This is a genomic window from Myroides odoratimimus, from assembly GCF_030326305.1.
In the GTDB taxonomy this organism is placed as follows: domain Bacteria; phylum Bacteroidota; class Bacteroidia; order Flavobacteriales; family Flavobacteriaceae; genus Flavobacterium; species Flavobacterium odoratimimum_A.
The window spans coordinates 113,061-138,411 of sequence record NZ_JACAKB010000001.1 but is presented as its reverse complement, the minus strand read 5'-3'; the positions used below and the strand labels follow the sequence as shown (position 1 = coordinate 138,411).

22 protein-coding genes are annotated in these 25,351 nt (G+C 34.8%); 5 read left to right on the top strand and 17 right to left on the bottom strand.

The window, feature by feature from the left end; translation table 11 throughout:
- Positions 1–36: 36 nt before the first annotated feature.
- Complete coding sequence (locus HX049_RS00635; RefSeq protein ID WP_286413396.1) at positions 37–1,914, bottom strand: TonB-dependent receptor plug domain-containing protein; 1,878 nt, start codon at positions 1,912–1,914, stop codon at positions 37–39.
- A gap of 178 nt (positions 1,915–2,092) precedes the next feature.
- On the opposite strand from HX049_RS00635, the gene HX049_RS00630 reads away from it, so the two are divergent.
- Complete coding sequence (locus tag HX049_RS00630) at positions 2,093–3,682, top strand: L,D-transpeptidase family protein (protein WP_286413395.1); 1,590 nt, start codon at positions 2,093–2,095, stop codon at positions 3,680–3,682.
- Positions 3,683–3,741: 59 nt separating this feature from the next.
- On the opposite strand, the gene HX049_RS00625 is transcribed toward HX049_RS00630, so the two are convergent.
- A complete protein-coding gene (locus tag HX049_RS00625) occupies positions 3,742–4,485 on the bottom strand; it encodes a murein L,D-transpeptidase catalytic domain family protein (protein WP_286413394.1) in 744 nt (247 codons plus the stop codon).
- Between the two features lie 192 nt (positions 4,486–4,677).
- Here HX049_RS00625 and gpmI point away from each other — a divergent pair, with 192 nt between their 5' ends.
- A complete protein-coding gene (gpmI, locus tag HX049_RS00620; protein ID WP_286413393.1) occupies positions 4,678–6,195 on the top strand; it encodes a 2,3-bisphosphoglycerate-independent phosphoglycerate mutase in 1,518 nt (505 codons plus the stop codon).
- Positions 6,196–6,248: 53 nt separating this feature from the next.
- On the opposite strand, the gene HX049_RS00615 is transcribed toward gpmI, so the two are convergent.
- Positions 6,249–6,827, bottom strand: coding sequence for a Crp/Fnr family transcriptional regulator (locus HX049_RS00615; RefSeq protein WP_286413392.1), 579 nt, complete (start codon positions 6,825–6,827; stop codon positions 6,249–6,251).
- A 92-nt stretch (positions 6,828–6,919) separates the two neighbouring features.
- A complete protein-coding gene (locus HX049_RS00610) occupies positions 6,920–8,110 on the bottom strand; it encodes a pyridoxal phosphate-dependent aminotransferase (protein WP_286413391.1) in 1,191 nt (396 codons plus the stop codon).
- Between the two features lie 114 nt (positions 8,111–8,224).
- On the opposite strand from HX049_RS00610, the gene rsmG reads away from it, so the two are divergent.
- Positions 8,225–8,854 carry a 16S rRNA (guanine(527)-N(7))-methyltransferase RsmG gene (gene rsmG / locus HX049_RS00605; protein ID WP_286413390.1) on the top strand — a complete coding sequence of 210 codons (630 nt, stop codon included), beginning with the start codon at positions 8,225–8,227 and terminating at the stop codon, positions 8,852–8,854.
- Positions 8,855–8,889: 35 nt separating this feature from the next.
- Here the strand turns inward: rsmG and HX049_RS00600 are convergent, their stop codons facing one another.
- From HX049_RS00600 to map, 8 genes are all read right to left on the bottom strand, one after another.
- Positions 8,890–9,762, bottom strand: a complete 873-nt coding sequence (locus tag HX049_RS00600; protein ID WP_286413389.1) for a universal stress protein — start codon at positions 9,760–9,762, stop codon at positions 8,890–8,892.
- A 2-nt stretch (positions 9,763–9,764) separates the two neighbouring features.
- The gene (locus HX049_RS00595) at positions 9,765–11,354 is read right to left on the bottom strand and encodes a BCCT family transporter (protein ID WP_286413388.1); all 1,590 of its coding nucleotides are present in this window, start codon (positions 11,352–11,354) and stop codon (positions 9,765–9,767) included.
- Positions 11,355–11,721: 367 nt separating this feature from the next.
- On the bottom strand, positions 11,722–13,347 hold the full coding sequence (pruA, locus tag HX049_RS00590; protein WP_286413387.1) for an L-glutamate gamma-semialdehyde dehydrogenase: 1,626 nt from the start codon (positions 13,345–13,347) through the stop codon (positions 11,722–11,724).
- A 783-nt stretch (positions 13,348–14,130) separates the two neighbouring features.
- Positions 14,131–14,526: a Co2+/Mg2+ efflux protein ApaG gene (gene apaG / locus HX049_RS00585; RefSeq protein ID WP_286413386.1), complete on the bottom strand. Its 396-nt coding sequence runs from the start codon at positions 14,524–14,526 to the stop codon at positions 14,131–14,133.
- Between the two features lie 52 nt (positions 14,527–14,578).
- Positions 14,579–15,829 carry a DUF5103 domain-containing protein gene (locus HX049_RS00580; protein WP_286413385.1) on the bottom strand — a complete coding sequence of 417 codons (1,251 nt, stop codon included), beginning with the start codon at positions 15,827–15,829 and terminating at the stop codon, positions 14,579–14,581.
- Between the two features lie 15 nt (positions 15,830–15,844).
- Positions 15,845–16,525 (bottom strand): hexitol phosphatase HxpB, encoded by a 681-nt coding sequence (gene hxpB / locus HX049_RS00575; protein ID WP_286413384.1) that lies wholly within the window; start codon positions 16,523–16,525, stop codon positions 15,845–15,847.
- A 109-nt stretch (positions 16,526–16,634) separates the two neighbouring features.
- Entirely contained in the window at positions 16,635–17,399 is a 765-nt protein-coding gene (locus HX049_RS00570) for a class I SAM-dependent methyltransferase (protein ID WP_286413383.1), read from the bottom strand.
- A gap of 16 nt (positions 17,400–17,415) precedes the next feature.
- Entirely contained in the window at positions 17,416–18,234 is an 819-nt protein-coding gene (gene map, locus HX049_RS00565; protein ID WP_006257485.1) for a type I methionyl aminopeptidase, read from the bottom strand.
- A gap of 142 nt (positions 18,235–18,376) precedes the next feature.
- Here map and HX049_RS00560 point away from each other — a divergent pair, with 142 nt between their 5' ends.
- Together HX049_RS00560 and HX049_RS00555 are read left to right on the top strand one after the other, a co-directional pair.
- Entirely contained in the window at positions 18,377–19,648 is a 1,272-nt protein-coding gene (locus tag HX049_RS00560) for an acetyl-CoA hydrolase/transferase family protein (RefSeq protein WP_286413382.1), read from the top strand.
- A 92-nt stretch (positions 19,649–19,740) separates the two neighbouring features.
- Positions 19,741–20,472 carry a pirin family protein gene (locus HX049_RS00555; RefSeq protein ID WP_286413381.1) on the top strand — a complete coding sequence of 244 codons (732 nt, stop codon included), beginning with the start codon at positions 19,741–19,743 and terminating at the stop codon, positions 20,470–20,472.
- Positions 20,473–20,523: 51 nt separating this feature from the next.
- On the opposite strand, the gene HX049_RS00550 is transcribed toward HX049_RS00555, so the two are convergent.
- The 5 genes from HX049_RS00550 to HX049_RS00530 all read right to left on the bottom strand — a co-directional run bounded on the left by HX049_RS00550 (position 20,524) and on the right by HX049_RS00530 (position 25,338).
- Positions 20,524–21,465 (bottom strand): pseudouridine synthase, encoded by a 942-nt coding sequence (locus tag HX049_RS00550; protein ID WP_286413380.1) that lies wholly within the window; start codon positions 21,463–21,465, stop codon positions 20,524–20,526.
- 78 nt (positions 21,466–21,543) lie between these two features.
- Positions 21,544–22,467, bottom strand: coding sequence for a geranylgeranylglycerol-phosphate geranylgeranyltransferase (locus HX049_RS00545; RefSeq protein WP_286413379.1), 924 nt, complete (start codon positions 22,465–22,467; stop codon positions 21,544–21,546).
- A gap of 66 nt (positions 22,468–22,533) precedes the next feature.
- Positions 22,534–23,472, bottom strand: a complete 939-nt coding sequence (locus HX049_RS00540; protein ID WP_286413378.1) for a mevalonate kinase family protein — start codon at positions 23,470–23,472, stop codon at positions 22,534–22,536.
- Positions 23,473–23,544: 72 nt separating this feature from the next.
- Complete coding sequence (locus HX049_RS00535; protein WP_286413377.1) at positions 23,545–23,898, bottom strand: cysteine-rich CWC family protein; 354 nt, start codon at positions 23,896–23,898, stop codon at positions 23,545–23,547.
- Positions 23,899–23,904: 6 nt separating this feature from the next.
- Entirely contained in the window at positions 23,905–25,338 is a 1,434-nt protein-coding gene (locus HX049_RS00530; protein ID WP_286413376.1) for a COG3014 family protein, read from the bottom strand.
- Positions 25,339–25,351 lie beyond the last annotated feature (13 nt).

The window sequence follows — 25,351 nt, the reverse complement described above, 5'->3', positions numbered from 1 at the left end:
TAGTCTTCTGAAAACTCTAACTAACCAATTTATATACTAAAGTCCATTAAACTTCACTCCTAACATAAACCATCTACCAGGCATAGGTACTGCACCTGCCTCTATATAAGTAGTATCAAATATATTCTGAGCATCTAAGTAAATACTATATTTCTTTAGATTATAGTTAACTCTTATGTCTGTAATCCAATAATTCTTATAACTGATACGCTCATTAAAGCGATTAGCCAGTGTAGCACTAAGGTTATTGTAAGTATAATTCACTGTTCCTACTAACTGGTGCTTTAAACTCTCTATCGCATACTTAGAGATCTTATCTTCTCCTTTATTCTCTACTTTAGGAGATAAATAAGTATATGATAATCCTAGATCCCAATAAGACTTCTCTGATCCTAGTTTATACTTTAATGCTGTATTAAATCCTTTAGTCTTATTCTTAGAAGCATTATATGGTTGATATGGCACTGTTGTATCTACTCTTATCCAATCGATAAAGTCATCAATATCTCTATAAAAAGCAAAAGCCTCTGCTCTAAATCCTTTATTGACATACTTCCCTCCTAATTCTATCTGATAAGCTTTTTCAGGTAAGAGGTCTGGATTACCAATATTACCAGGGCGCTGATCTAAATATAAATCTGTAAAAGAAGGTATTCTACTTGCTGTACCTGCATTAAACATGGCTTTCCAATGTTCGTTAAAAGTATAACTAGCGTCTATCCCTGGGAAAACTTCCCATCCATACTTCGTATTATAATTAACATAAGCCCCTAGATTTACATCTAGTCGATCAAAGAACTCACGTTGTATCTCAGCGTACAACCCGTAGTTACTCTTGCTGTGATCTCCGATATTAGTAGAGTTAATCTCTTCATACCTCATCTCTCCTCCAAAAGATATCTTACCAAAATCTGCTAAGTACTCTCCTCTAATATTACTAGTAATCGCATGTGAGTAATGACGGCTACGTGCCTTACTTAATTCATGCCTGAAGTAACGATAATCATCAAAGTTATATCTGTAAGCTACACTAGGCATTAATGTAAAACGATCACTTAAATAATGACGTGAACTCAGATTTATCATTGATGTAGATACTACTTCTTTTGATTCTTTATCTCCAGGAGCTGCGTAGAATCCATTTGCTCCAAAAGAACTTCTAGCATGACCTGCTAGTACCATAATAGCATTATTCTCATTAGGCGTGTAGTTCCCTTGATAAAAGATTTTATTATTGTGAAAAGCAGTGTTATAACGGGTACCATTACCTGAATCATGGCTACCGAATAACATATGATTGTCTTTTTTTCGTACAAGCGTACCTCCTAATTGAATACCTCGGTTATTAAACAACTCTCCATGATCGCCCTCTTTATCTTTCTTAAAACTACTTCCGATATATGCATTAGCAAAAAGACCGTCTTTCTTAGGGTTCTTTGTTACGATATTTACTACCCCAGTCAGACTGTTCACACCATATAGACGAGCAGAAGGTCCACGTACTATCTCTATGCGTTCAATCGCCTCTAGTGGAATTGGCACGTTAAGACTATTATGTCCTGTCTGTGGATCCGAAATCTTTTGTCCATTAAGCAACAATACATTCTGCTCAAAGCTTCCTCCGTCAATACTAAAGTCAGATTGTGTTCCAAATGGGCCTCTTTGACGAATATCAACACCAGTAGCATAAGTTAATAATTCATTAATAGACGATACAGGTAATTGTTTTATCTGTTCTTGATTAATAAATGTAATATTTCTATTCTTCAGCGAACTTGGCAATTGTAATCGCTGATTATAGATTACTATTTCTTCTATTTTATCTTCAAGGGGATTCTCTGTCTTAGTTTGTCCTTGCGCTTGTACAGTAAGAAAAGTACTTAACAAGGTTAAAATGACATAATTATTCTTCATTCCAGATAGTTTATTTATGCAAAACTATTCTTATTCCACTCATAGATGCTAGTCCACTTTTAAAATAACAGCTAGTCCGGCCTACAGTACTCTACAACACGGTTTCTAGAACATTTTAAGAATAAACAACAAATTATTCACTATATTATATTAAATTCGCATTATAATATATAAAAACATGAAAAATTTAATCTTCAGTTTTTTGAGTATACTCGTCCTTACCTCTTGTAAAAAGGCAGATACTATGGCAGGAACTTTGATTCTCAATGATACCATCAAGGTAGACCCTATTGAGGATCAAATAAAGATACACATCGATAGTGCATCGATAGTCAATCTTCCAAAGGACATTCAAAAGTTCTATGTAGAAAACCTATACCAAATCGGTTGGGGAAGAACAAGTAATAGAGAGCAACTCATAAAAGTACTTGACGAAGCGTACTTAGATGGAATCAATAACTCAAAGTACAATACTGAAAAAGTTCATCAATTACACAAAGAGTATAAGAATCTATCAGACTTAGATAAAATACAAGCAGACTTTCTGTTTACTAAAGCATTTTTTAATGCTAGTAAAGATTTGTATAACGGAGTACAGAACCCTAGAAGATTATACAATGACTGGGATATGTTTCCAAAAGATCTGAATACAGCTGCTACAATGCAACTCGCTTTAAGTAGAGGAACAATACAAACTACGTTTGATAGTTTAAGATCACCTCATAAAATATATGCTAATCTTAAAAACAAATTAGCAAGCTTATATAAACTGAATCAAGATACAATCAAAGCTGTCACAGCTAAGTATAAGCTAAATGACACAGTACCAGAATTAGTAAATATAAAGAAGCATTTAGATTTTTTAAACTACTATCCTGATAGCCTATCAAAAGATTTTATCAATAATGAGGGAGTCATAACTGCTTTAAAACAAATTCAGAAAAACAGTAAACTAGTAGAGAACGGTATTGCAGATAAAAAAACGATAGAAGCAATCTTAAAAGAAGAAGCTACTATAAAAGAAAAACTAATAGTCAATCTAGAAAGATGGAGATGGTTCCCTAGAGACTTAGGTGATAACTATATTTTAATCAATATCGCTGATTATAGTCTAGTTGCCGTAAAGTCAGGTGATACAATAAAACAACACAAGGTAATCGTAGGTACGACAGGTCGTAAAACTCCTATCCTAAGTTCTGTTCTAAAGACAATTGTGATCAATCCAACATGGACAGTTCCTCCTACTATTCTAAAGAATGACTTAACACCTAAAGCTAGTGCTAACTTAAGTTACTTCTCTAATGCTAGATTTACAATCTACGATAAAAGTACAGGAAAAGTTGTAGCTCCAGAGGATTGGGATTCTAGTAAGGCATCTTCATACAGATATGTACAGAAAGCTGGTGTAGGAAACACATTAGGTCGTATTAAGTTTATGTTTGACAACAATCATGCAGTGTACTTACACGATACACCTAATAAAGCAAATTTCAGCAGAACACAAAGAAGTTTAAGTTCTGGATGTATACGTGTAGAAGATCCTTTTGACTTAGCACAGTTTGTATTTGATATACAGCAAAATGAAATCTCTCAAGAAGAAATAAAAAAGATTCTTGATTCTCAAAACACTAAAAATATTACAACTAGTAAAGAGGCTGTACACATCCACCAACTATACTGGACTATCCAAGTAGCTAACGATGGTAAAATAACTCAATTTAGAGATGTCTATAAATTTGATAACGATTTATACACTAAACTACAATAACAAAAAAACACCCATTAAGATTTCACTCTTAATGGGTGTTTTTCTTTATATAAAAGGTCTTAAACAAATTTTGACTTTAACTCATACTGATTACTCGGATAATAAATAAACAATAGAGATTTATCTTTAATCATTTCGATTAAATCATCATTAACTTCAACAGGCACAGCTGGGCAACCATAACTACGTCCCAACTTTCCTTGAGCACGTACTAAATCAGGTGAAGCATAATCCGCTCCATGGATTACAATCGCTCTTTCTCTAGCTTTATCATTAATACCTGCCTCTAATCCATCTAGTCTAAGAGAGAATCCATTTCTTCCATTATACGTCTCTCCTGTTGTATAAAATCCTAAACTACTCATATGAGAATTAACACGATTAGAAAATGTAGTAGCGTATTCTTCTCCAGTCTTCTTGCCATGTGCTACTAATGATTGTAGTAAAACAGCATTCTCTTTCATATCAATAACCCATAGACGAGGCTTAGCTGATGATAAACTAAAGTCAACTATGGTTAACTTTTCGTTCTTAATCTTACCAGCCTCTAACATCTTATAATAGCCTTTCAGCGCTGCAGTATACACCGCTCTAGCAGGAGCATTATAATGATTTAACTCTAAACTAGAATACAAACTCTTAGCCGTACTTTCAAAACTATATTCTTCAGAATCTACTGTATTATCAACAGCTTTTTCAATAACATTTGTATAATCATTCGACGTTGGTAAAGTATTACTTCCTACTACATTCCCAAAAAATGCCATTGAGGCAAATAACCAATAAAAATTCTTTTGTTTCATATAACCTTCTCATTTATAGTCTTTAATTCTAATTTTAGAAACGTAAATTTAAAAAAAATATTATACGACCAAAGGAATTTTTACTAATAAAAGTATTATACCCCATTATTTCAAGAATCAAACATGGCCTTTTTTGAATAAGTATGCGTAAATTTGTATAACACAACTAATAATATTTAAAGTTTCACTATTATGAATAAAAAAGTAATATTAATGATTCTAGATGGCTGGGGACAGACTCAAGATCCTAATGTATCGGCTATCGAGCACGCAAATACACCATTTATAGACAGTCTATATACTAAATATCCAAACACTTTTGTTCTTACGGATGGACTAAATGTAGGTCTTCCAAAAGGTCAAATGGGTAACTCTGAAGTAGGCCACATGAATCTTGGTGCTGGTAGAATCGTCTATCAAGACCTTGTAAAAATAAATATGGCAGTAGAAGATCAGACTATTGCTAAAGAACCTGCATTACAAGCAGCATTCGAATACGCTAAGACAAATAATAAAAAAGTACACTTCTTAGGACTACTATCTGATGGTGGTGTACACTCTCACGAGCAACATTTATATGGGCTAGTAGATGCAGCATCTGCAGCAGGAGTAACGAACATCCGTGTTCATGCCTTTACAGATGGACGAGATGTAGATCCTAAATCTGGTGCAAAACACGTACAACAATTAGAAGATAAACTGAGCCTATCTAATGCTAAACTAGCTTCTGTAATTGGAAGATACTACGCAATGGATAGAGACCAACGCTGGGAAAGAGTAGCAAAGGCTTACCATCTGTTAGTAAATGGTACAGGTATTCACTCTACTGATGCAGTAAAAAGCATTGAAGCAAGTTATTTAAATAATGTGACTGATGAGTTTATTGAACCTATCGTAATGGTTGATGAAAACAATCAGCCTATAGGAAAGATTGAAAATGACGATGTAGTAATCTTCTTTAACTTTAGAACGGATAGAGGAAGAGAATTAACTCGTGTATTATCTCAAGAAGATCATTCAGATCATGACATGAAGAAACTTGACTTGTACTTTGTAACGCTTACGAACTACGATGATACTTATAAAAATGTACATGTAGTATATGATAAAGAGAACTTACACAACACATTGGGTGAAGTACTAGAAAAACATGGCAAAAAGCAGATACGTATTGCTGAGACAGAAAAATACCCACACGTGACTTTCTTCTTCTCTGGTGGTAGAGAACTTCCATTCGATGGAGAACAGCGTATCTTATGTCCTTCTCCTAAAGTAGCTACTTATGACCTTAAACCTGAGATGAGTGCTTATGACCTTAAAGATGCACTTATTCCCGAGCTTAAAAAAGGTGAAGCAGACTTCGTATGTCTAAACTTTGCTAACGGAGATATGGTAGGACACACAGGTGTGATGGAAGCTGCTATCAAGGCATGTGAAGCAGTTGACCAATGCGTAAAAGAAGTAATCACAACTGCTCTTGATAATGGATACACAACTATCGTATTAGCAGATCATGGTAACTGTGAGGTAATGATTAACCCTGATGGTACTCCTAACACAGCACATACTACTAATCCTGTGCCAATCATTATCGTAGACAATGATATCAAAGAAGTAAAAGATGGTGTATTAGGAGACTTAGCTCCTACTATTCTAAAACTAATAGGTATACCTCAACCAGAGGAGATGACTAGACACTCTCTAGTATAATATACAAAAAAGCCACTCGATGAGTGGCTTTTCTATTTTATATCAATAGACATTTACTTCCCTATAAGCATCTTTTTCTTCATTTTACTAAAAAACTCAGGAGTAACCCCTAGATAAGAAGCAATTTGCTTCTGTGGCAGACAATACTTTATCTCAGGGAAACGCTCTAAAAAGCGTGTGTAACGCTCTTCTGCAGGTAGCGATAAGTTATCCATCAGTCGTTGTTGTGTAGCTACTAGCGATCTCTCTATTAAAACTCTAAAATAACGTTCTATCTTAGGAACTCTATCAAATAGAGCTAACTGATGATCTCTACTCAAACTCATTACTATCGCATCTTCTACTACTTCTAGATAAGAGTTGCCTGGTTTTTGAGATAAATAACTATACATATCAGCTATCCACCATCCTGAAGCTGCAAAGCTAACAGTGTGTTCTACTGCTTGATCATCTAGACAATAGTTACGTACAATACCTGAAACTACAAAAAAAGAATTAACACATACCTCTCCTGCACTTAACAACTTTGTTTTAGCTGGATAGCGAGTAACTGTAAACGACTCTAAAACAATCTGTTGCTCCTCTTTAGTTAAAGAAACATGTTTTGCAAAACTCTGTAATAATATATCCACGATGATGAACTTTTATAAAGTATAAAAATAAGGAATAATGTTCATGATAACTAAAAAAGCCTTATTTCTAAGGCTTTTTTAACTATTATAACTTACGCTAATGCTTCTTTAATTCTTTTGAATGCTTCGATTAATTGATCTTCACTAGTCGCATACGACATACGTATACAGTCAGGATTACCAAATGCCACACCTGTTACAGTAGCTACGTGTGCTTTCTCTAACAGATACATAGATAGATCATCTGCATTATTAATCTTTACATCTTGAAGTGTCTTTCCGAAGAAAGAAGATACATCAGGGAACACATAGAATGCTCCTTCTGGTACATTAATCTTAACTCCTGGAATCTCTTTTAATAATCCTACTACTAAATCTCTTCTATTCTTGAATGCTGCAACCATATCTTTTAATACACTAGGGTCAGCTTCTACAGCAGTTATAGTAGCACGTTGTGCAATACTATTAGCACCAGAAGTTACTTGTCCTTGCATCTTAGTACACGCCTTAGCGATAAACTCAGGAGCACCGATATATCCGATACGGTATCCCGTCATAGCGAATGCCTTAGCAATACCATTTACAGTAATAGTTCGGTCAATTAAATTACCGATAGTTCCGATACTGCAGTAATTTCCAGTAAAGTTAATATGTTCATATATCTCATCTGACAAGATAAAGATATTTGGATATTTCTCTAATACTTTAGCTATAGCTTCGAATTCTTCTTTGCTATACACAGAACCACTAGGATTACATGGTGAGCAGAACCATATCATCTTCGTCTTAGGAGTGATAGCAGCTTCTAGTTGTTCAGGAGTAATTTTAAAATCACTCTCTATACTTGTAGACACTTCTACAGGAGTACCTTCAGCCATCTTAACAATCTCTGCATAACTCACCCAATATGGAGCAGGAATTACTACCTCATCACCAGGATTAATCATGACATGAGCTACATTGTATAATGACTGTTTAGCACCAGTAGACACAACGATCTGACTTGGTGAATAATTTAAATTATTATCTCTCTTAAACTTATTGCTTATTGCCTCTCTTAGTTCTTTATATCCTTCTACCGGTGGATATTTACTATAATTATCTTTTACAGCCTGAATAGCAGCTTCTTTGATAAACTCAGGAGCATTAAAATCTGGCTCACCTAGACTCAAACTAATTACGTCTACGCCTTGTTCTTTTAACTCTCTTGCTTTCGCAGCCATTGCTAATGTCTGTGAAGTAGTCAAATTGTTTATTCTATTAGATAGAAATTGGTTGCTCATCTTGTTGTGATTTTAATGAAACTTAATCCCAAAGGTAATTATTATATCTCTATTAATCTGTGTTATCTTTTATTTATTCACGATAAAAAGCCTACTTTTGTCAAAATTTACGACATGGAAGAAATCTTAAAATATTTCCCTAATTTAACTCCTGAACAGATTGCTCAATTTGAGAAATTGGAAGAAGTATATACGGATTGGAATGCTAAAATTAACGTTATTTCACGTAAGGATATACATGAGCTATATACGAAGCATGTATTACATTCACTAGGAATCGCTAAGGTTATGGAGTTCCTACCTGGAGCTAACATACTGGATGTAGGTACTGGTGGAGGTTTCCCTGGTATTCCTTTAGCTATTTTATATCCAGAAACTAACTTTTACCTAATCGACATTATCGCAAAGAAGATACGCGTAGTTAATGAAGTAGTAAAAGCCCTAGATCTAAAAAACGTTAAAGCAGAACAAAAACGTGCCGAAACTATAGACGAGAAGTTTGACTTCATCGTGAGTAGAGCTGTTACGAATATGCCTGACTTCGTAGAGTGGATTAGACATAAAACGAAGAAAGAAAACAAGCATGAGTTTGACAATGGTATATTATACCTAAAAGGTGGAGACTTAACAGAAGAGCTTAAAGATTTCCCTAAAGCTGTTCAGTTTGACCTAGCTAATATCTTCTCAGATGAATTCTTTGAAACGAAAAAAGTGGTGTACTTACCCTTAAAATATAAAGGATAAAAGAAAGGGCTGTCTTATAGACGGCCCTTCTTCTTTTATTTACTATGCTTAACGAATAATAAGCAAGTATTCGTATTTCTGTGTAGCAAATGGTTTGCCACACTACCTAAGAATATCTCTTTAAATCCTGTAGTACCCTTCACTCCTAATATCAGCATATCCGCTTTTTTACTACGCGCATAAGCTATCAAAGAAGCTGAGATATTGCGTTCTCCCGCAGGCACTATATCAATATCAGAATAAGTAGCGTACTTCTTATTCCACTTCTCCTGTTTTTCTTTAATATCATCCTTCGTTACCTTCTCTAATTCTCTATTTGTCATCGTTGGGTAGAATCCCATATAAGACTTAGAAATATGTACCGCAGAATGCTCTATCTTTTGCCCCTTCGAGTTGTTTTTAAAACGATCTGCCCACATCATAATATCATTAGTATATCGAGAGAAGTCTATCGCATCAATCACTGTAGTGATAGGCACTTTAAAAGTATCTGGCACTAATAATAGTGCTGAAGGGAATATACGTACCAGCTTATCAGCTAGTGCCCCGGTACCTTCTAGTTCTTGTTTATTACCTAAAACCATCAGATCATACGAAGATTTCTTAGCAATGTTCATAAAAGCAATCTCTGTATAACTTTCTACAGTAACTAAAATCTCAAAATCATAACTCACTCCTGCTTCTGTGAAATACTGCGTAAGCTTATTCTTAATCTTCTCCTTAATAACGACAATACTTTCTGGTTTAAGCAATTCTTTAGGTAACTCACCTACTTTAAGATTGTGTACATAGGTTACTCTATTTATATCTAAGATTTGGTCTAGTACCTGCATATACTGCAATAGATATTGATCCATTGTAGACAAGTCTAAACCAACTATTATATCTAATTTTTTATTTTTATCCATCCTTATTTGCTTTGAGGTTCATCTAATAGTTCTGCTATAATCTCTTTATAGCTCTTTTCTTCTTTTGACTTAGCCTTCTTAGACGATTTAGCTAACTCTTCTTTTAACCCTTTTTGTAGACTATAACACATCACTAGAAGTATCACTGCAAAAGGCAATCCTGTAATAATAACTGCTGTCTGTAAGGCATCAAGGCCTCCTCCCCATAATAATACGATAGCAATAATCCCTTGTGCAAAAGACCAAAACACTCTCTGCCATACAGGAGACTCTCCATTACTACCTGAGGTAATATTATCCACAACTAACGAACCTGAATCAGAAGAGGTAATAAAGAAAGAGAAAATCAAAATAATCGCTACAATAGAAAGGAACTTAGTAAAAGGGAAGTTCTCTAAGAATACAAATAATGCAGTAGATACATCAGCTTTAACCGCCGCTATCATCGTTACATCACCTGATAGAATAGTGTGTAATGCACTACCTCCGAATACATTCATCCATAATAAGGTAATCAACCCTGGTACGATCAACACCCCTAATACAAACTCTTTCACTGTACGTCCTTTAGAAATACGAGCAATAAAACTTCCTACAAAAGGTGACCATGCTATCCACCAAGCCCAATAGAATATAGTCCATACATTCTGCCATCCAGAGCCTAAGTAGGTATCATTCCATGTACTTATATCTATAAAATTAGCTAAGTATGCTCCTGTATTTTCTACATAGCCTTTCATGATAAATAGAGTTGGCCCTAGAATAAAAATTAGCAACATAAAACTGGCTGCTATATACATATTAGCGTTACTAAGTATTTTAACCCCTTTATCTAATCCTGAAAAAACAGAAATAGTAGCGATACCAATCACAAATAGAATAATCCCAGCTTGCATCATAGGACTTATCTCCCATCCATATAAGTATTCTAAACCTGCTGTAATCTGTATTACTCCTAATCCTAAAGATGTAGATAATCCAAATACTGTGGCTAATGCAGATAATATATCTATTATGTGTCCCCACCATCCATGTATTCTCTCTCCCCAGAATGGATAAAAAAGAGATCTAAATGTCATTGGCAATTTTCGGTTAAAAGCAAAAAAAGCCAAGGCCAAACCAACCATTGCATAAATACCCCACGCGTGTAATCCCCAGTGCAAACTCGTAAATTGCATCGCTTGTACAGCGGCTTCTATATCAGTATCTACTGGTCTAGGAGTATTAAAGAAATGAGATACAGGCTCGGCAATACTAAAGAACATAATACCAATTCCCATACCTGTACTAAACAGCATGGCAAACCAAGATGCCTTGGTAAACTCTGGTTCTGCATCATCCCCACCTAGCCGTATCTTACCGAACTTACTAAAAGCTAGATAAATAGCAAATATTAAAATAACATTCACTGTCACAACAAAGAACCAACCGAAGTTAGAAGTTACCGCTAATTGGGCAGCAGGAAACCACACCCCTACCTTTTCAGGAAAAAGGACACAGGTTAAGATTAAAGCTACTATTAATAATATTGAGGTAATAAAAACTGGTGGGTTAATCACCAAATTTTTGTTATCAAGTAATTTTTTAAACATGAGTTATACTATTTAAATTAATAATTATAACCCAGTACTTTAAAGATAAAAAAGGATCATTTTTCAGTAATCGAAAAATAATAAAAGCAAAAAGATAATAGTTTTTACTCAGTCGTTTTATAAGTGTTATTGGTAAATAGTGTTCTCTTAAAAACGATCCTAATAAAAAGGGACTTTTTTCTGCATTCGAAAAAAGATAAAAGCAAAATAGATAGTGTATTCTTACTTAGTAGTATATCCTGAACAACTCTTATCATGTCATTCATCATCGGTTATACATTCCCAATAAAAAGCACTGAATTGTATTCTAGTGTTAATTAAAAAAGGCGGTTAACTCTTTTGCAACCGCCTTTTTATTATAATTTGATTATCCTAAGAAAGGATATTTATAATCAGTTGCAGGAACGAAAGTTTCTTTAATCGTTCTTGGTGATACCCAACGAAGTAAGTTAAGGATAGAACCCGCTTTATCGTTAGTACCAGAAGCTCTAGCACCACCGAATGGTTGTTGTCCTACTACAGCACCTGTTGGTTTGTCATTGATATAGAAGTTACCAGCACAGTTTACTAATGCTTCTGTAGCCTCTACGATAGCGTAACGACATCCAGAGAAGATAGCCCCTGTTAATGCATAGATAGAAGTCTCATCCACTAATTTTAATGTTTCAGACCATTTAGCATCTTCATATACATAGATAGTTAATACAGGACCGAATAACTCAGTTTCCATCGTTGCATACTTAGGATTAGTAGTTAAGATAACTGTTGGTTCAATAAAGTAACCAATAGACTTATCATACTTACCTCCTAAGATTACTTCTGCATCAGCATCAGCTTTTGCTTGATCAATAGCTTTCGCTAATTTGTCAAACGAAGCTTCTGTAATCACAGATGACACATAGTTACTTGGATCTTCTGGAGAACCCATTTTGATAGTAGCTAAATCAGCAGTCATATATTCTTTCACTTGATTCCATAATGAAGCTGGAATGTAAGCTCTAGAAGCTGCAGAACATTTTTGTCCTTGGTATTCAAAAGCACCTCTTGTAAGAGCTACTGCTACCTCCTTAGGACAAGCTGATGGATGAGCTACAACGAAGTCTTTTCCTCCCGTTTCACCTACGATACGTGGGTAAGTTTTGTATTTATCGATGTTTTGACCGATTTGAGCCCACATACTGTTAAATACTCCTGTAGATCCTGTGAAGTGGATACCAGCGAAGTCAGGACTAGCTAATAACGTATCCGTGATCATTCCAGAGTTACCATATACTACGTTGATAACACCGTCAGGTAAACCTGCAGCTTTAAACACCTCTACGATTACTCTTGCAGAGTAGATCTGAGTAGCAGCTGGTTTCCATACCACTACATTCCCCATCATAGCAGGAGCAGAAGGTAAGTTACCAGAGATAGCTGTAAAGTTAAAAGGAGTGATCGCATAGATAAATCCTTCTAATGGACGGTGCTCTAATCTGTTCCATACTCCGTCTACAGAAGCTGGTTGCTCAGAATAGATTTGAGTCATATACTCTACGTTGAAACGTAAGAAGTCGATGAACTCACATGCAGAGTCGATCTCAGCTTGGTGTAATGTTTTTGCTTGAGCGATCATCGTAGCAGCATTAATCTTAGCACGGTAAGGTCCAGCTAATAATTCAGCAGCTTTTAAGAAGATAGATGCTCTGTGTTCCCATGGCATTGTAGCCCATTTTTTTCTTGCTTCTAAAGCAGTAGCGATAGCTTTCTCTACTAACGCTTTATCAGCTTCGTGGTAAACACCTAATTTATGTTTGTGATCAAATGGAGGGAATAAATCTTTTGTATTTCCTGTTCTGATTTCTTCTCCACCAATGTATAATGGAATATCAACTGTTGTGTTGTATTGCTCTTTGAACGAGTTCAAAGTCAATTCTCTTTCTTTTGTTCCTGGTGCATAAGACTTAACTGGCTCATTGAACGCAGTTGGAACTTGATAGAATCCTTTTGACATATTACGCGTATTATTTATGTAGTTTCTAAATGAATAAGTACAAATATAACGAAAAAAAATGAAACCACTTTTCTCTAAAGTCGTAAAAACATCTGCTTAACGATTTCAAAACATTGACTATCAATAGTCTTTTTATCACACTGCTTTCTTCTAACTATCTGTTATACTTTACACTGAATACAAACCTGAGTCTGATTAATAATTAATTAATATAACTACATAAGAAATAAAACAATATATTATTAAATAAATGATTAACAACCAATTAATATTCTTTAGAAAAAATTACAAGTAGATAGAAAATCTATTTCAATTCAGTATGTATTGATTTACTAACGTTGGTTTTGTACTAAATTGCTAGGGGATTGCTTGAGGGTTTCTTGCACCTTTCTTCGAGAAATACACCTTCTGGGCAAGAAAAGTCCAGGAAATCTCCTAGTAATCCCCTAAGAAGTGCAAGCAATAGGCTATTCTCTCATTCATAAATAGCAATCGTAATCAAAACTCGTGTATTCGTTTGAAAAATTCAATACCTATTTTCATTTTAATCTATTCATGTATAGTGATATCACGTTAAAAGAATACCATTATACACAAATATATGTTTTTTAAAATTAAACTGAAGTTCCAATTATAGTGAGATGAAAACCAACTAAATACCACCACTTTATATTACTTCTATTAACTTATAAAAAAACCACCTCTATGCTATTACATAAAGATGGTTTAAAGAATATATTTGTTATTATAATAACACTCTATAAGAATGTCATCAATCTATTTTTAGTTCAGTACAAAAGGCGCTACTAGCTTAAAGTTTGGGATTTCTACATTAAAATAAGTATTATTACTTAAGTTTAATACTTCGTAAAATCCTTGCATAGCCCCCATAGAAGAGTTTAGAATACATCCACTACTATACGAATATTTCATACCTGGTTCTATAATTGGTTGTTCACCAACAACTCCTTCACCTTTTACAATCTGTACGCTATTCAGAGCATCGTATATCTCCCATAACCTCCCTTTCACTTGGATGTAATCCGTAGAATTATTTTCAATGGTTATTTTATATGAAAAGGCATAACATATTTTTTTTGATTTAAAAAAATTGCCTTCATACTCAGTATTTACAGATATTTTAATTCCCTTCGTCGTTTGTGAAATCATCTTTTCCATCTTAATAATTTACTATAAAAAACACATTGAATTCTTTGTTTTATCACAGTGTCTAATACACTATGTTCTCTGCGCTCGCCTCTCCTATACCAATTACTCTATCATGCAAGTCATTATTGCCACGATAATAAACGAGTACTTGGTAGCGATTAGTTGTCATGGCATAGTTCCCATCTGGTGCAATGCTTGGATCAACAACACCATTTCGAACTGCTGTATAACTAAAATTAGTAAAACCTTGTTTCACTAAAATGATTTGTTCATAATATCCCTTCTCTTCATTATACTTCATTTTATTAGCAGGTACCAATGCATAATCATTAAATAATCCTGTCACATAATAATCTATCCCTTTCTGTACATCTTCCTCTGGACGGTAACTGAAGTATACCCAGCTATACTCTGCTTCGATATTAGGATTTCTACCATTAATATTTCGAGGATAGAAACTCCCATTGATATCTGGAAAATAAGTATATCCCTTACTTTTTCGACTCTCATTTGTGTACAAATACGTATTATATATACCGTTATCTGTAGTCACAGATCCGATCATATTATTCACTTGTTTAATATCACTATTATCAAAGTTTAAGAACTGATTCCCTGCCCAGAACTGAGTCTCATCTTCATACTTATAGATAAGATCATTCCCCATAGTATACTGAGGCTTAATATTCGTCAGATAAGAATCCCATCTTCCATTCTGAAAAATCGCTATCTTGATATTCTGAACTGGGTTTTGATATACAGCTTCCCCTAGTAATACACTAAACTCTACATTCTGCTTCGTCTCGATGACATCTAGATTCCTAGTTCTTTTAATCTGAATAGGTACATTGACTAAGCTCTCATATAAGACAAACTTCCTTCTAATTACTACTTCGTCATCTTCATTATATATTTCCAATACATAATTACCACTCTTCAATATTCTATAACGTTGAGCAGGAAGTGTCAATTGATAGTTTGTATAATTCTGCAAAGTATTAAACGAGTTTTCATACGTCATAATACGCTGTCTGTCTAATCCATCTATATACTCTATCTGCTTCAGTTTAGATGGAGTCCAGTCATAATTATAAGCCTTAACTCGATAAAAATAATTACTATCATCTCCGTATAAGTCATCAAAAGCAAGTGTAAACTGATCCCCTATTTGAAAGAACGGTGTAACTGCTCTATTATTACTCATAAATCCTACTGACTTAATATAATCTGCAGTATAGTTCTGTGGAGATTGTGCCAAAACGCACCCTATCCAAAGAAAAAAAAGAATAACAGACCAAACCTTATTTCGCATAATGACCATTTTAAACTAAACCGTTACTTCGTGCAAAAAAGATACAATATTTTCGTTTAAAAAAATCATACTTTTCAATTTAAAGTCAGTAATATCAAATCTTTCTTGTTCATACTGCAAATGATCTGGTATAGCTACTACAGTCATCCCTGCATTTTTACCAGCTGTAGCTCCTGTGAACGAGTCCTCTACTACTAGACACTCTCTAGGATCACTCCCTAGATTATGAGCTGCTCTTAAATACACATCTGGTGCAGGCTTTCCATGTTCTACATGATCTACAGAAACTATGGTTTGGAAGTAATCACGAATACCTAATCTCTTTAAAACAGTATTAATCAAAGATTCTGGAGAATTAGTAGCAAGACCAATCTTCACTTTTCTCTCTTTTAGAAAATCTAAGGTCTGAATTACGCCTTCTTTTATTTCTCCTTCTGTACTAATTAACTCATCGACTCTATCAATCACCATTTGCTCCACCTCCTCAATGCTCTTTCCTTCCCATGGAAACAGACTATACCACAGTTCAGTCACTGCTCTAGTCGTTTTACCTTGTGTTTGGATAGCGATCTCTTCATCCCAAGTAGCTCCCATAGAAGTAAACACTTCTTGTTCTGCTTGTTGCCAAAATCCTTCTGAGTCTATTAAAACTCCATCCATATCAAAAAGTACAGTAGTAATCAATGTATTCTTCATAATCTTGCTAAATAAGTACGAAGATACACAATAGGTTATAGATAGGGAAGCCCTTATAAGGATACTTTAACTAATTCTATCTACGTCTAAGAGAAATGTTATAGTCATTCTACTTAAAACAAACAGGGATAATCTCTCCTTCTGCTAAACAGTATTTAGTTACTTCCTCTGGAGTAAGTTTATGAATAAAATCTTCTTCTACTACAGTGAAACCAATCGCTCTTAACTTATCAAAATAATCACGTCCGTACACACGTACATGATCATATTGACCAAAGATGAGTGTACGCTCTTTAGGGTCTGTTATAGTATCATCTTGAAAAGTAGTTTCTCTAGACATATCTTGTGGGATTTGGAAGATTCCCATACCTCCAGGTCTAAGAATGCGATACAGTTCCTGCATAGCTTTCGTATCATCTGGAATATGCTCTAAGACATGATTACACAAAATCATATCAAAACTATTATCCTCAAAAGGTAGGTTACAAATATCCGCCTTTACATCTGCCAAAGGAGATTCTAGGTCTGTAGTTGTATAATCTAAATTGGGTTGTTTTCTAAAGCGTTTATAGAACGCCTGCTCAGGTGCGAAGTGCAACACTTTTTTTGGAGTGCTAAAGAAGTCGGTCTCGCGCTGAAGATAAAGCCATAATAGGCGGTGTCTCTCTAGTGAAAGTGTACTAGGAGAAAGGACATTATTGCGTTGCTTCGCATATCCATAAGGCAAGAAAGTCTTGAAGCTTTTACCATCAATAGGATCTGTATACACATCCCCTTTTAGGTACCATGCCATCATAGGTCGAACAACGTAACTCAACCGAATTAATATCGGTCGAGGCACAATGTTCAATATTGTTTTAAATAACTTCTTCATTAATAGAAATGAGTAATTACAGAACTAATGGTTTAGCTCTAAACTCATCTTCTTCATTACTAGTGATACCTAATGCTTGATAGATATATTGGTAAGTAGATAACAATTCTGGTTTACCATTTACTAATGCTACATCGTGTTCGAAGTGAGCAGAAGGTTTTCCATCGCGAGTCACGATAGTCCATCCATCATTCAGTTGTTTGATATTACGAGTACCTAAGTTAATCATAGGCTCGATAGCTACCACCATACCTTCTACGAACTTCTTACCTTTACCAGGTTTACCGTAGTTAGGCATTTCTGGAGATTCGTGCATCTTACGTCCTAGTCCATGACCTACTAGCTCACGTACTACCGTATACCCTTCTTTCTCACAGTAGCGTTGGATAGCACTACCTACATCTTCTACTCTATTTCCTAATTTGAATTCTCTAATACCTACGTATAAAGATTCTTTTGTAATCTGTAATAACTTTTTAGTAGCTGGATCTACATCACCTATCTCGAATGTATAAGCGTGATCTCCATAAAATCCATTCATCACTGTACCACAGTCCACAGATACGATATCTCCTTCTTCTAAAGGACGATCTGTAGGTAATCCGTGTACAATCTGATCATTCACACTTGTCAACAAGGTAGAAGGACAACCATAAAGGCCTTTAAATCCTGGTACTGCTCCGTGATCTCTAATAAATTCTTCAGCTTTTGCATCAAGCTCTAAAGTCGTTACTCCTGGTTTTAGCTCTGTAGCTATCATCCCTAATGTTTTAGAAACAAGCAATGCGCTCTGTCTCATCAACTCGATTTCTTCAAGAGTTTTTGGAATTATCATACCTTAAAATTTTATATCCTACAAAATTACACTATTACAGTTAATGAAAAAAATGATTAGCCACACTTTTTACTTGCCTTATAAAGACTAATACTTTACTTTTAAGGAAACATTTGTCTAAATACACAAAATTACACACAAAATGAATTACACAACAGCACAAGAAGCAGCTAAGCTGATCAAGTCGGGTGACAGAGTTTACGTACATGCAGTAGCCTGTACGCCTAATCATATCATTGATGCTATTGTAGAAAGATCGTCCGAATTAAGAAATGTAGAGTTCTGTCATATCCATACTTTAGGCAAAGCCCCTTATGCTGATCCAAAATATAGAGAAAGTTTCTTTGTGAATTCTTTCTTTACTGGTGGTAACGTGAGACACACTATACGAGAAGGTAATGGTACCTATACTCCTGTATTCCTAAGTGAGCTACCGATGCTGTTTGACAGTGGTCTTGTTCCCTTAGACGTGGCCTTAATACAAGTTTCTCCTCCTGATGAGAACGGCTTTTGTACATTAGGAACTTCTGTCGTTGCGGCACAAGCAGCTATTCGCACTGCTAAGATAGTTATAGCACAGGTCAATAAATTCATGCCTCGTACCTTTGGAGATGCGCTAGTACACATCTCTAAAATTAATATATTAGTACAGCATGACACACCACTTCTGACAGAATACAGTTCTGACTTTAGTGAGGTAGAAGATAAAATAGGGCACTACATCGCTTCTATGATAGAAGATGGCAGTACCTTACAGATGGGGATTGGTTCTATACCTGATGCCGTTCTTCAAAAACTGAAAGGGCATAAGAACCTAGGATTACACACAGAGATGTTTGCAGACGGTGTTGTTGATTTAATAGAGGCAGGAGCCTTAAACTGTTCTCAACAAACTACTTCTAATGGCAAAGCTATCTCTACATTCTTTATCGGAACGGAGAGGCTATATAACTATGTAGACAATAATCCATTCTTTGAACTTAGAGAATGTTCATATACGAACGACCCATTTGTGATCCGTCAGAATCCTAAGATGATAGCGATTAACTCTGCTGTAGAAATAGATGTTACAGGACAAATATGCGCAGACTCTATCGGGGCAAATATTTATTCAGGTGTAGGAGGACAAGTTGATTTTATGAGAGGAGCTACGCTGAGTAAAGGAGGGAAAGCCATCATAGCACTTTCTGCTACTACTAAAAAAGGAGGAAACAAAATAGTTCCATTCCTTAAACAAGGAGCAGGAGTGGTAACGTCTCGTGCACATGCTCAATACATCGTAACAGAATATGGAGTAGCAGATCTAAGAGGTAAGTCTATTATAGATAGAGTATACGCTCTTGCTAATATTGCTCACCCAGATTTTAGAGAAGATATTTTAAGAGAATACTTTGATAATACTAGAAAAAAATAACTGACATTCATAGATATAAGCCGTTCTTAACCTACATTAAGCAATAGGAATCAGCCTATAGCGTACCTTTGTAGTATTAAAATCATAAAGCTATGAACACAAAAATTATATACAAAGCAGATAGTAGAGGATATGCTAATCACGGATGGCTAAAATCTCATCATACCTTTAGTTTTGCTAACTATCGAAACAACGAAAGAGTACACTTCGGCGTGCTACGTGTACTTAATGATGATCAGGTAGCTGCTGGTATGGGATTCGGTACACATCCTCATGATAATATGGAGATTATATCTATTCCTTTATCAGGAAGTCTTTCACACAAAGATAGCATGGGCAATGGTACGATTATAAATGAGGGTGAAATACAGGTCATGAGTGCAGGGACAGGAGTTCAACACAGTGAGTTTAACCCTGATGAAAATAAAGAGAGTAAGTTCTTACAGATATGGATATTCCCTGATAAACTAAATGTAAAGCCGCGTTATGATCAACTAAAATTAAAAAAAGAAGATCGCGTGAATCAATGGGATCAAATCCTTTCTCCTAATCCTGATGATAAAGGAGTATGGATTCATCAGAATGCTTGGTTTCACATGGCTGATTTAGATCAAGGTAAAGAACTATCTTATGAATTAAAAGATAAATCTAACGGTATCTTCCTATTTGTTCTAGAAGGAGATGTTACTTTAGGTGAAGACATCCTACACAGAAGAGATGCTATTGGTTTTGACGGAGAAGACACTTTCACAATCAAAGCAAATGAAAAAAGTCAAATATTAGTCATGGAGATACCTATGGAACTACCAAGTTATCTTCAATAAATATCAACAAAAAAGCTCGCTATCATCTAGCGAGCTTTTTTAATATCTATATTAACCGTTTTTAAGGTTTCTTACTTCCTCATCCGTTAAATGTCTCCATTTACCTCTTGGTAGATTCCATTTTGTTAACTGTCCATACATCACACGGTCAAGTTTAATAACATTATATCCTAAAGATTCGAATATAGCACGTACCAACTTCACATTAGATGCTTTTAGCTTAATACCGATCTCTGTCTTAGGTTGATCATCTACATAAGATATTTCTTCTACGAATACACGACGCTCATCGATATAAACTCCTTTTTTAATCTTTTCTAGATCTTCATATTTAAGGTTTTTATCTATTGACACATGGTATAACTTAGAAGAACGAGAATCAGTAGAGTTTAACTTCTGTAATAAGTTAGTATCATTCGTGAATAACATTAGACCGATAGTAGTCTTATCCATACGACCGACAGGAGCTAAAGGATATTTAGAAGCTCCTTTTAATAAGCTTAATACATTCTCAGCTGATACGATTGGCTCATTAATAGTAGCGAATCCTTTCGGTTTATTTAATAATACATAAGTCAATTTCTCTGGTGTTAATACTGTACCATCAAAATTCACAATATCTGTTTTCTTTACCTTGTACCCTAATTCATTAACCACTACTCCATTTACAGTCACGTTTCCAGACACGATATAGATATCTGCCTCACGACGTGAACATACTCCAGAGTTACCAATATATTTATTTAGACGTACTTCGTCTGTTTCTTTAGGTGTATTTTTTACTCTTGGTTTACTATCAAATTTCTTTGTAGTATTAGCACCATGCGTTTTATTTCCTTCTTTATTATTGTCAAATGATCTTTTCTTGCTATCATTTCCCCCATAAGTCTTTTTAGCTCCATCCTTAGAACCAAAAGACTTCTTTCCCGCTGCATTTCTATTTCCTGAGCGATTCGATTTATTATTTCCTGAATTCGACCTACCGTTATTCATATCTAAAGATTTTTGCAAAGATAGTTTTATTCTATGCATTTATTAATATAACTCTAAAAGTTTACACAACTTTTAATACTATAAAGTTTCTTCTAGCAGTACTTTGCCACTAATTACCACATCTGGGTCTATTAGCATAATCGAGAATACTCCTAATAAAATCAACAGTTTTAAACTAATATGTAAACTGTGATACTGTTCTATTTCCTTGGATGTCCATAATCTGTATAAAAACAAGATTAATACGATAATACTTAGATAGAAGTAATATACCATATACCCAAGGTTCTCTTTATTGACTAAAAAATAGATCGGTATCAGTGTCAATACTGTCACGACTGTGATTACCTCTTTCGCTACTCTATCTCCAAATCGAACAGGGATAGTCTGATAATCATTTGCAAAGTCCCCTTTAATATTCTCCATGTCTTTTATCAACTCCCTGATTAGAATGACTAAATACAGAAAAGCTGCATGTAGAAAGATAGAAGGATAATAGAATCTGAAATGCATCAAGATACTAAAGAAAGGTAATATCGCTAGTAATGAAGCGGTAAGATTACCTATAATAGGATACTTCTTAAGCTTATGAGAATAAAACCACAACAGAAATATATAAGCAGAAAAGAACACAGACACATGCCAAGATACCGGAAACACAATCCCTACAGCCAAAAAGTTAAGCGCAAAGTAGACACGTAATTTTGTTGCCTGACTCACCAGTCGATCTAACATAGACTTAATTGGTCTATTGATTAAATCTTTTTCTGCATCATAAAAATTATTAATGATATACCCTCCTGCGATAGCTAAGGAAGATCCAAAGATAATTAGAAAGAGTTTCCAATCTAAAATCACGTCTAACGCCCTAAGTTCAGGTGCAAATATAAAGATAGACGCTAAGTACTGTGCTAGTACTATAATAAAAATATTATAACCTCTCACAACAGAGAACAAGCTGAATATTTTAGCTAAGAGTAGTTTATTTTTCCTAGATAACATTATCTCTTGTTTCAATTTTATATCGCTACTGCGAAAGGTTATAATATCTATTTTTTCATATCTGAATTAGAATTGATATACAACTTCTAATTTATAATCTTTTAAAGACTCTTTTGCCTTTTCGATATCGGCAGTAAATCCTAAGATATAACCACCTCCACCAGAGCCACATAATTTTAAATAGTAATCGTTAGTCTCGATTCCTTTTTGCCATACACTGTGGAACTGTTCTGGAATCATTGGCTTAAAGTGATTAAACACTACATTAGACAATAACTTCGTATTACTAAATAACGATTTCACATCCCCTTTTAAGAAGTTCTCTACACAAGCATCTGTATATTTCACGAACTGATCTTTTAACATCTGACGGAAACCTTGATCTTTTAGGTTCTCCATAAAGATCGTAATCATCGGTGCAGTCTCTCCTACGATACCCGAATCTATTAAAAACACAGCGCCTTTTCCATCTACGCTTTGAGAAGGAATACCTGCTGGCTCAATATTATCTTTAGAATTGATTAGGATAGGCAAGCTTAGATAACTGTTTAGTGGATCTAATCCTGAACTCGTTCCATGAAAGAATGCTTCCATTTTTCCAAAGATTCCTTTTAATACTAAAAGTTTATCCTTAGTCAAGTTCTCTAGAACAGTAACTTTATCATAAGCATACTGATCATAAATAGCAGCTACTAATGCTCCACTACTTCCTACACCATATCCTTGTGGAATACTAGAATCAAAGTACAATCCTTGCTCTATCTCAGCGTTTAGGCGCTCTAGATCGAACTGTACTAAAGTAGGTTCTTGCTCCTGCAAATCATGTAGATATGCTGCAAAGTTTTTTAAACTCTGATTAGACTTTAAAGATACTCCTTCTAGATTCTCTGCCATCTTTAATGCTCCCTTATAGAAATTATAAGGAATAGATAATCCTTTAGAGTCTTTAATAATCCCATATTCCCCAAAAAGAAGAATTTTTGAATAAAATAATGGTCCTTTCATAGCTGTTATTGTAAATTCACGTTGCAAAAATACACATAATATTCGCACACCGTCTTTTTTACTACTTTATTTTTATAAATATCTGTTTTTAAAGCCATAAACACAATGTCTACACCCATTTTGACAGCATTGTCCTTTCATTAAATGATACAATTCTGTGAACACAAAATACTCATTTTCCATATAATAATGCACCCCTTCTTCCATCTCACTTCTGCGTTTTGGAAAAGGCTTCCCCTTTGACGAAATCACCATTTCATCAAACTTAGACAAACAATTATTACATAAACATTTATGAAAAGAACCTGCTAAAAAAACACGTGTATCATTAGATATACTCACTTTAGTACAGTCACATTGTTTAATATCCTCCGTATTACAAATTATCTCTGTCTTACAATGTGTGCACACTCTATTCTCACTCATAATCTATTACTTCATTGTGGTGATATTAAAGAACTGCATCTCACCATTACCTTCTAATTCTACTACACCATCGACTACTTGCCCATTAGCTCGCTTCTTAGAAACCTTCACGCTGTTTTTACCCATTTCTAAAGGGATACGGACATAGTTTATTTGCGCAGGTAAGGTCTGCCAGTTACGTGTATCTGCTTTCTCTGAAAACAAGTTAAACAACTGTACTCCTAGTCCTATTCCTTCTAATACCGCATTAGCATCACTATCTTTACTAGTCGATCTTGCCGCCGCTTTTACCGCATATTCCGCAGATTTCTTAACTGCCATCCTCGTCAGTATCTTTCCCAATTCTTTACCTGCACGTTCTTTTAACGTCAATACAGCTAAAGCGTCTATATCCTCCGCTTTTTCGAACGGCAATACATACGTATCTTTTACTGTAACAGAAGCCTCTGTATAGGGCAATGGTTGAACAATATACTTAGGATAAGCGATGTTAACACTGTGTATATCACTCAAGTTAGTCTTTCCTGCGATACCAAAATCTAATGGAATCACAAATCCTAGAGCATTGGTAAAAACTAAAGATCCAGAGTCGCCTTTTGCTAAAGTGAAGAAAAGGTTCTCCTGTTCTTTAATCGGAGCCCTACCGTTCTCCCAGAACACAACCACATCTCCTCCATTACTTACAGGAACATCTTTTAACTTCAACTTAAACTCCTTCTCATACTTAGCAACATCACCTGCAAATCCCATTTTATCTGCCATACGCATAACATCGTATTTTAGAGCAGTAGGCATTTTCACACCATAATACACTCCTCCTCCAGACTGATAGGTCTCTACTGCGTTTCTATACGCTATAAAAGCATCGTTATAATTCTTGCTCTGTTCATAGATTAATCCTTGTAGGTTAAGGGAGAAAGCATCTTTCGAATAACGTTTTGCCTTATCATTATATTTATCACCTTGAGCATAGTTCTGTAGTGAGATACGTCTAGCCTCTACTATAGCCTCATTCGGTTGACCGAGATACATATAGTTTAACGCTTTATAGTAATGGATCATAAATATCTCAAACTCTTCTCCTTTATAATTCTGAGACATAGAGTTAAGGAATAATCCTACCGCTAAATCACCTGTAGTAGAAAGTCCGTCTTCTACCAATAAATCTGCTTGGTTAAAATATTTATTACTTGCTTCATAATCTCCTCTTAAGTGTGCCACTTTTCCCTTTTCCATATAAAAAAGCAATAGATTACGAGGCTTTTGTAATAAAGCATTTTTATCTAAAGCTTTGTCTGCTAGATCTAGTTCAGAAGCACCTACTTTCTGATAATAGTCTGTTATACGGTCATGATATGAAGCACATCCAAACACGAAAAACATCATTGCAAAAAGCAATGATGTTTTTATAACAGAATATATGGTTCTACTTGAAACCATCTATTTTACTTTA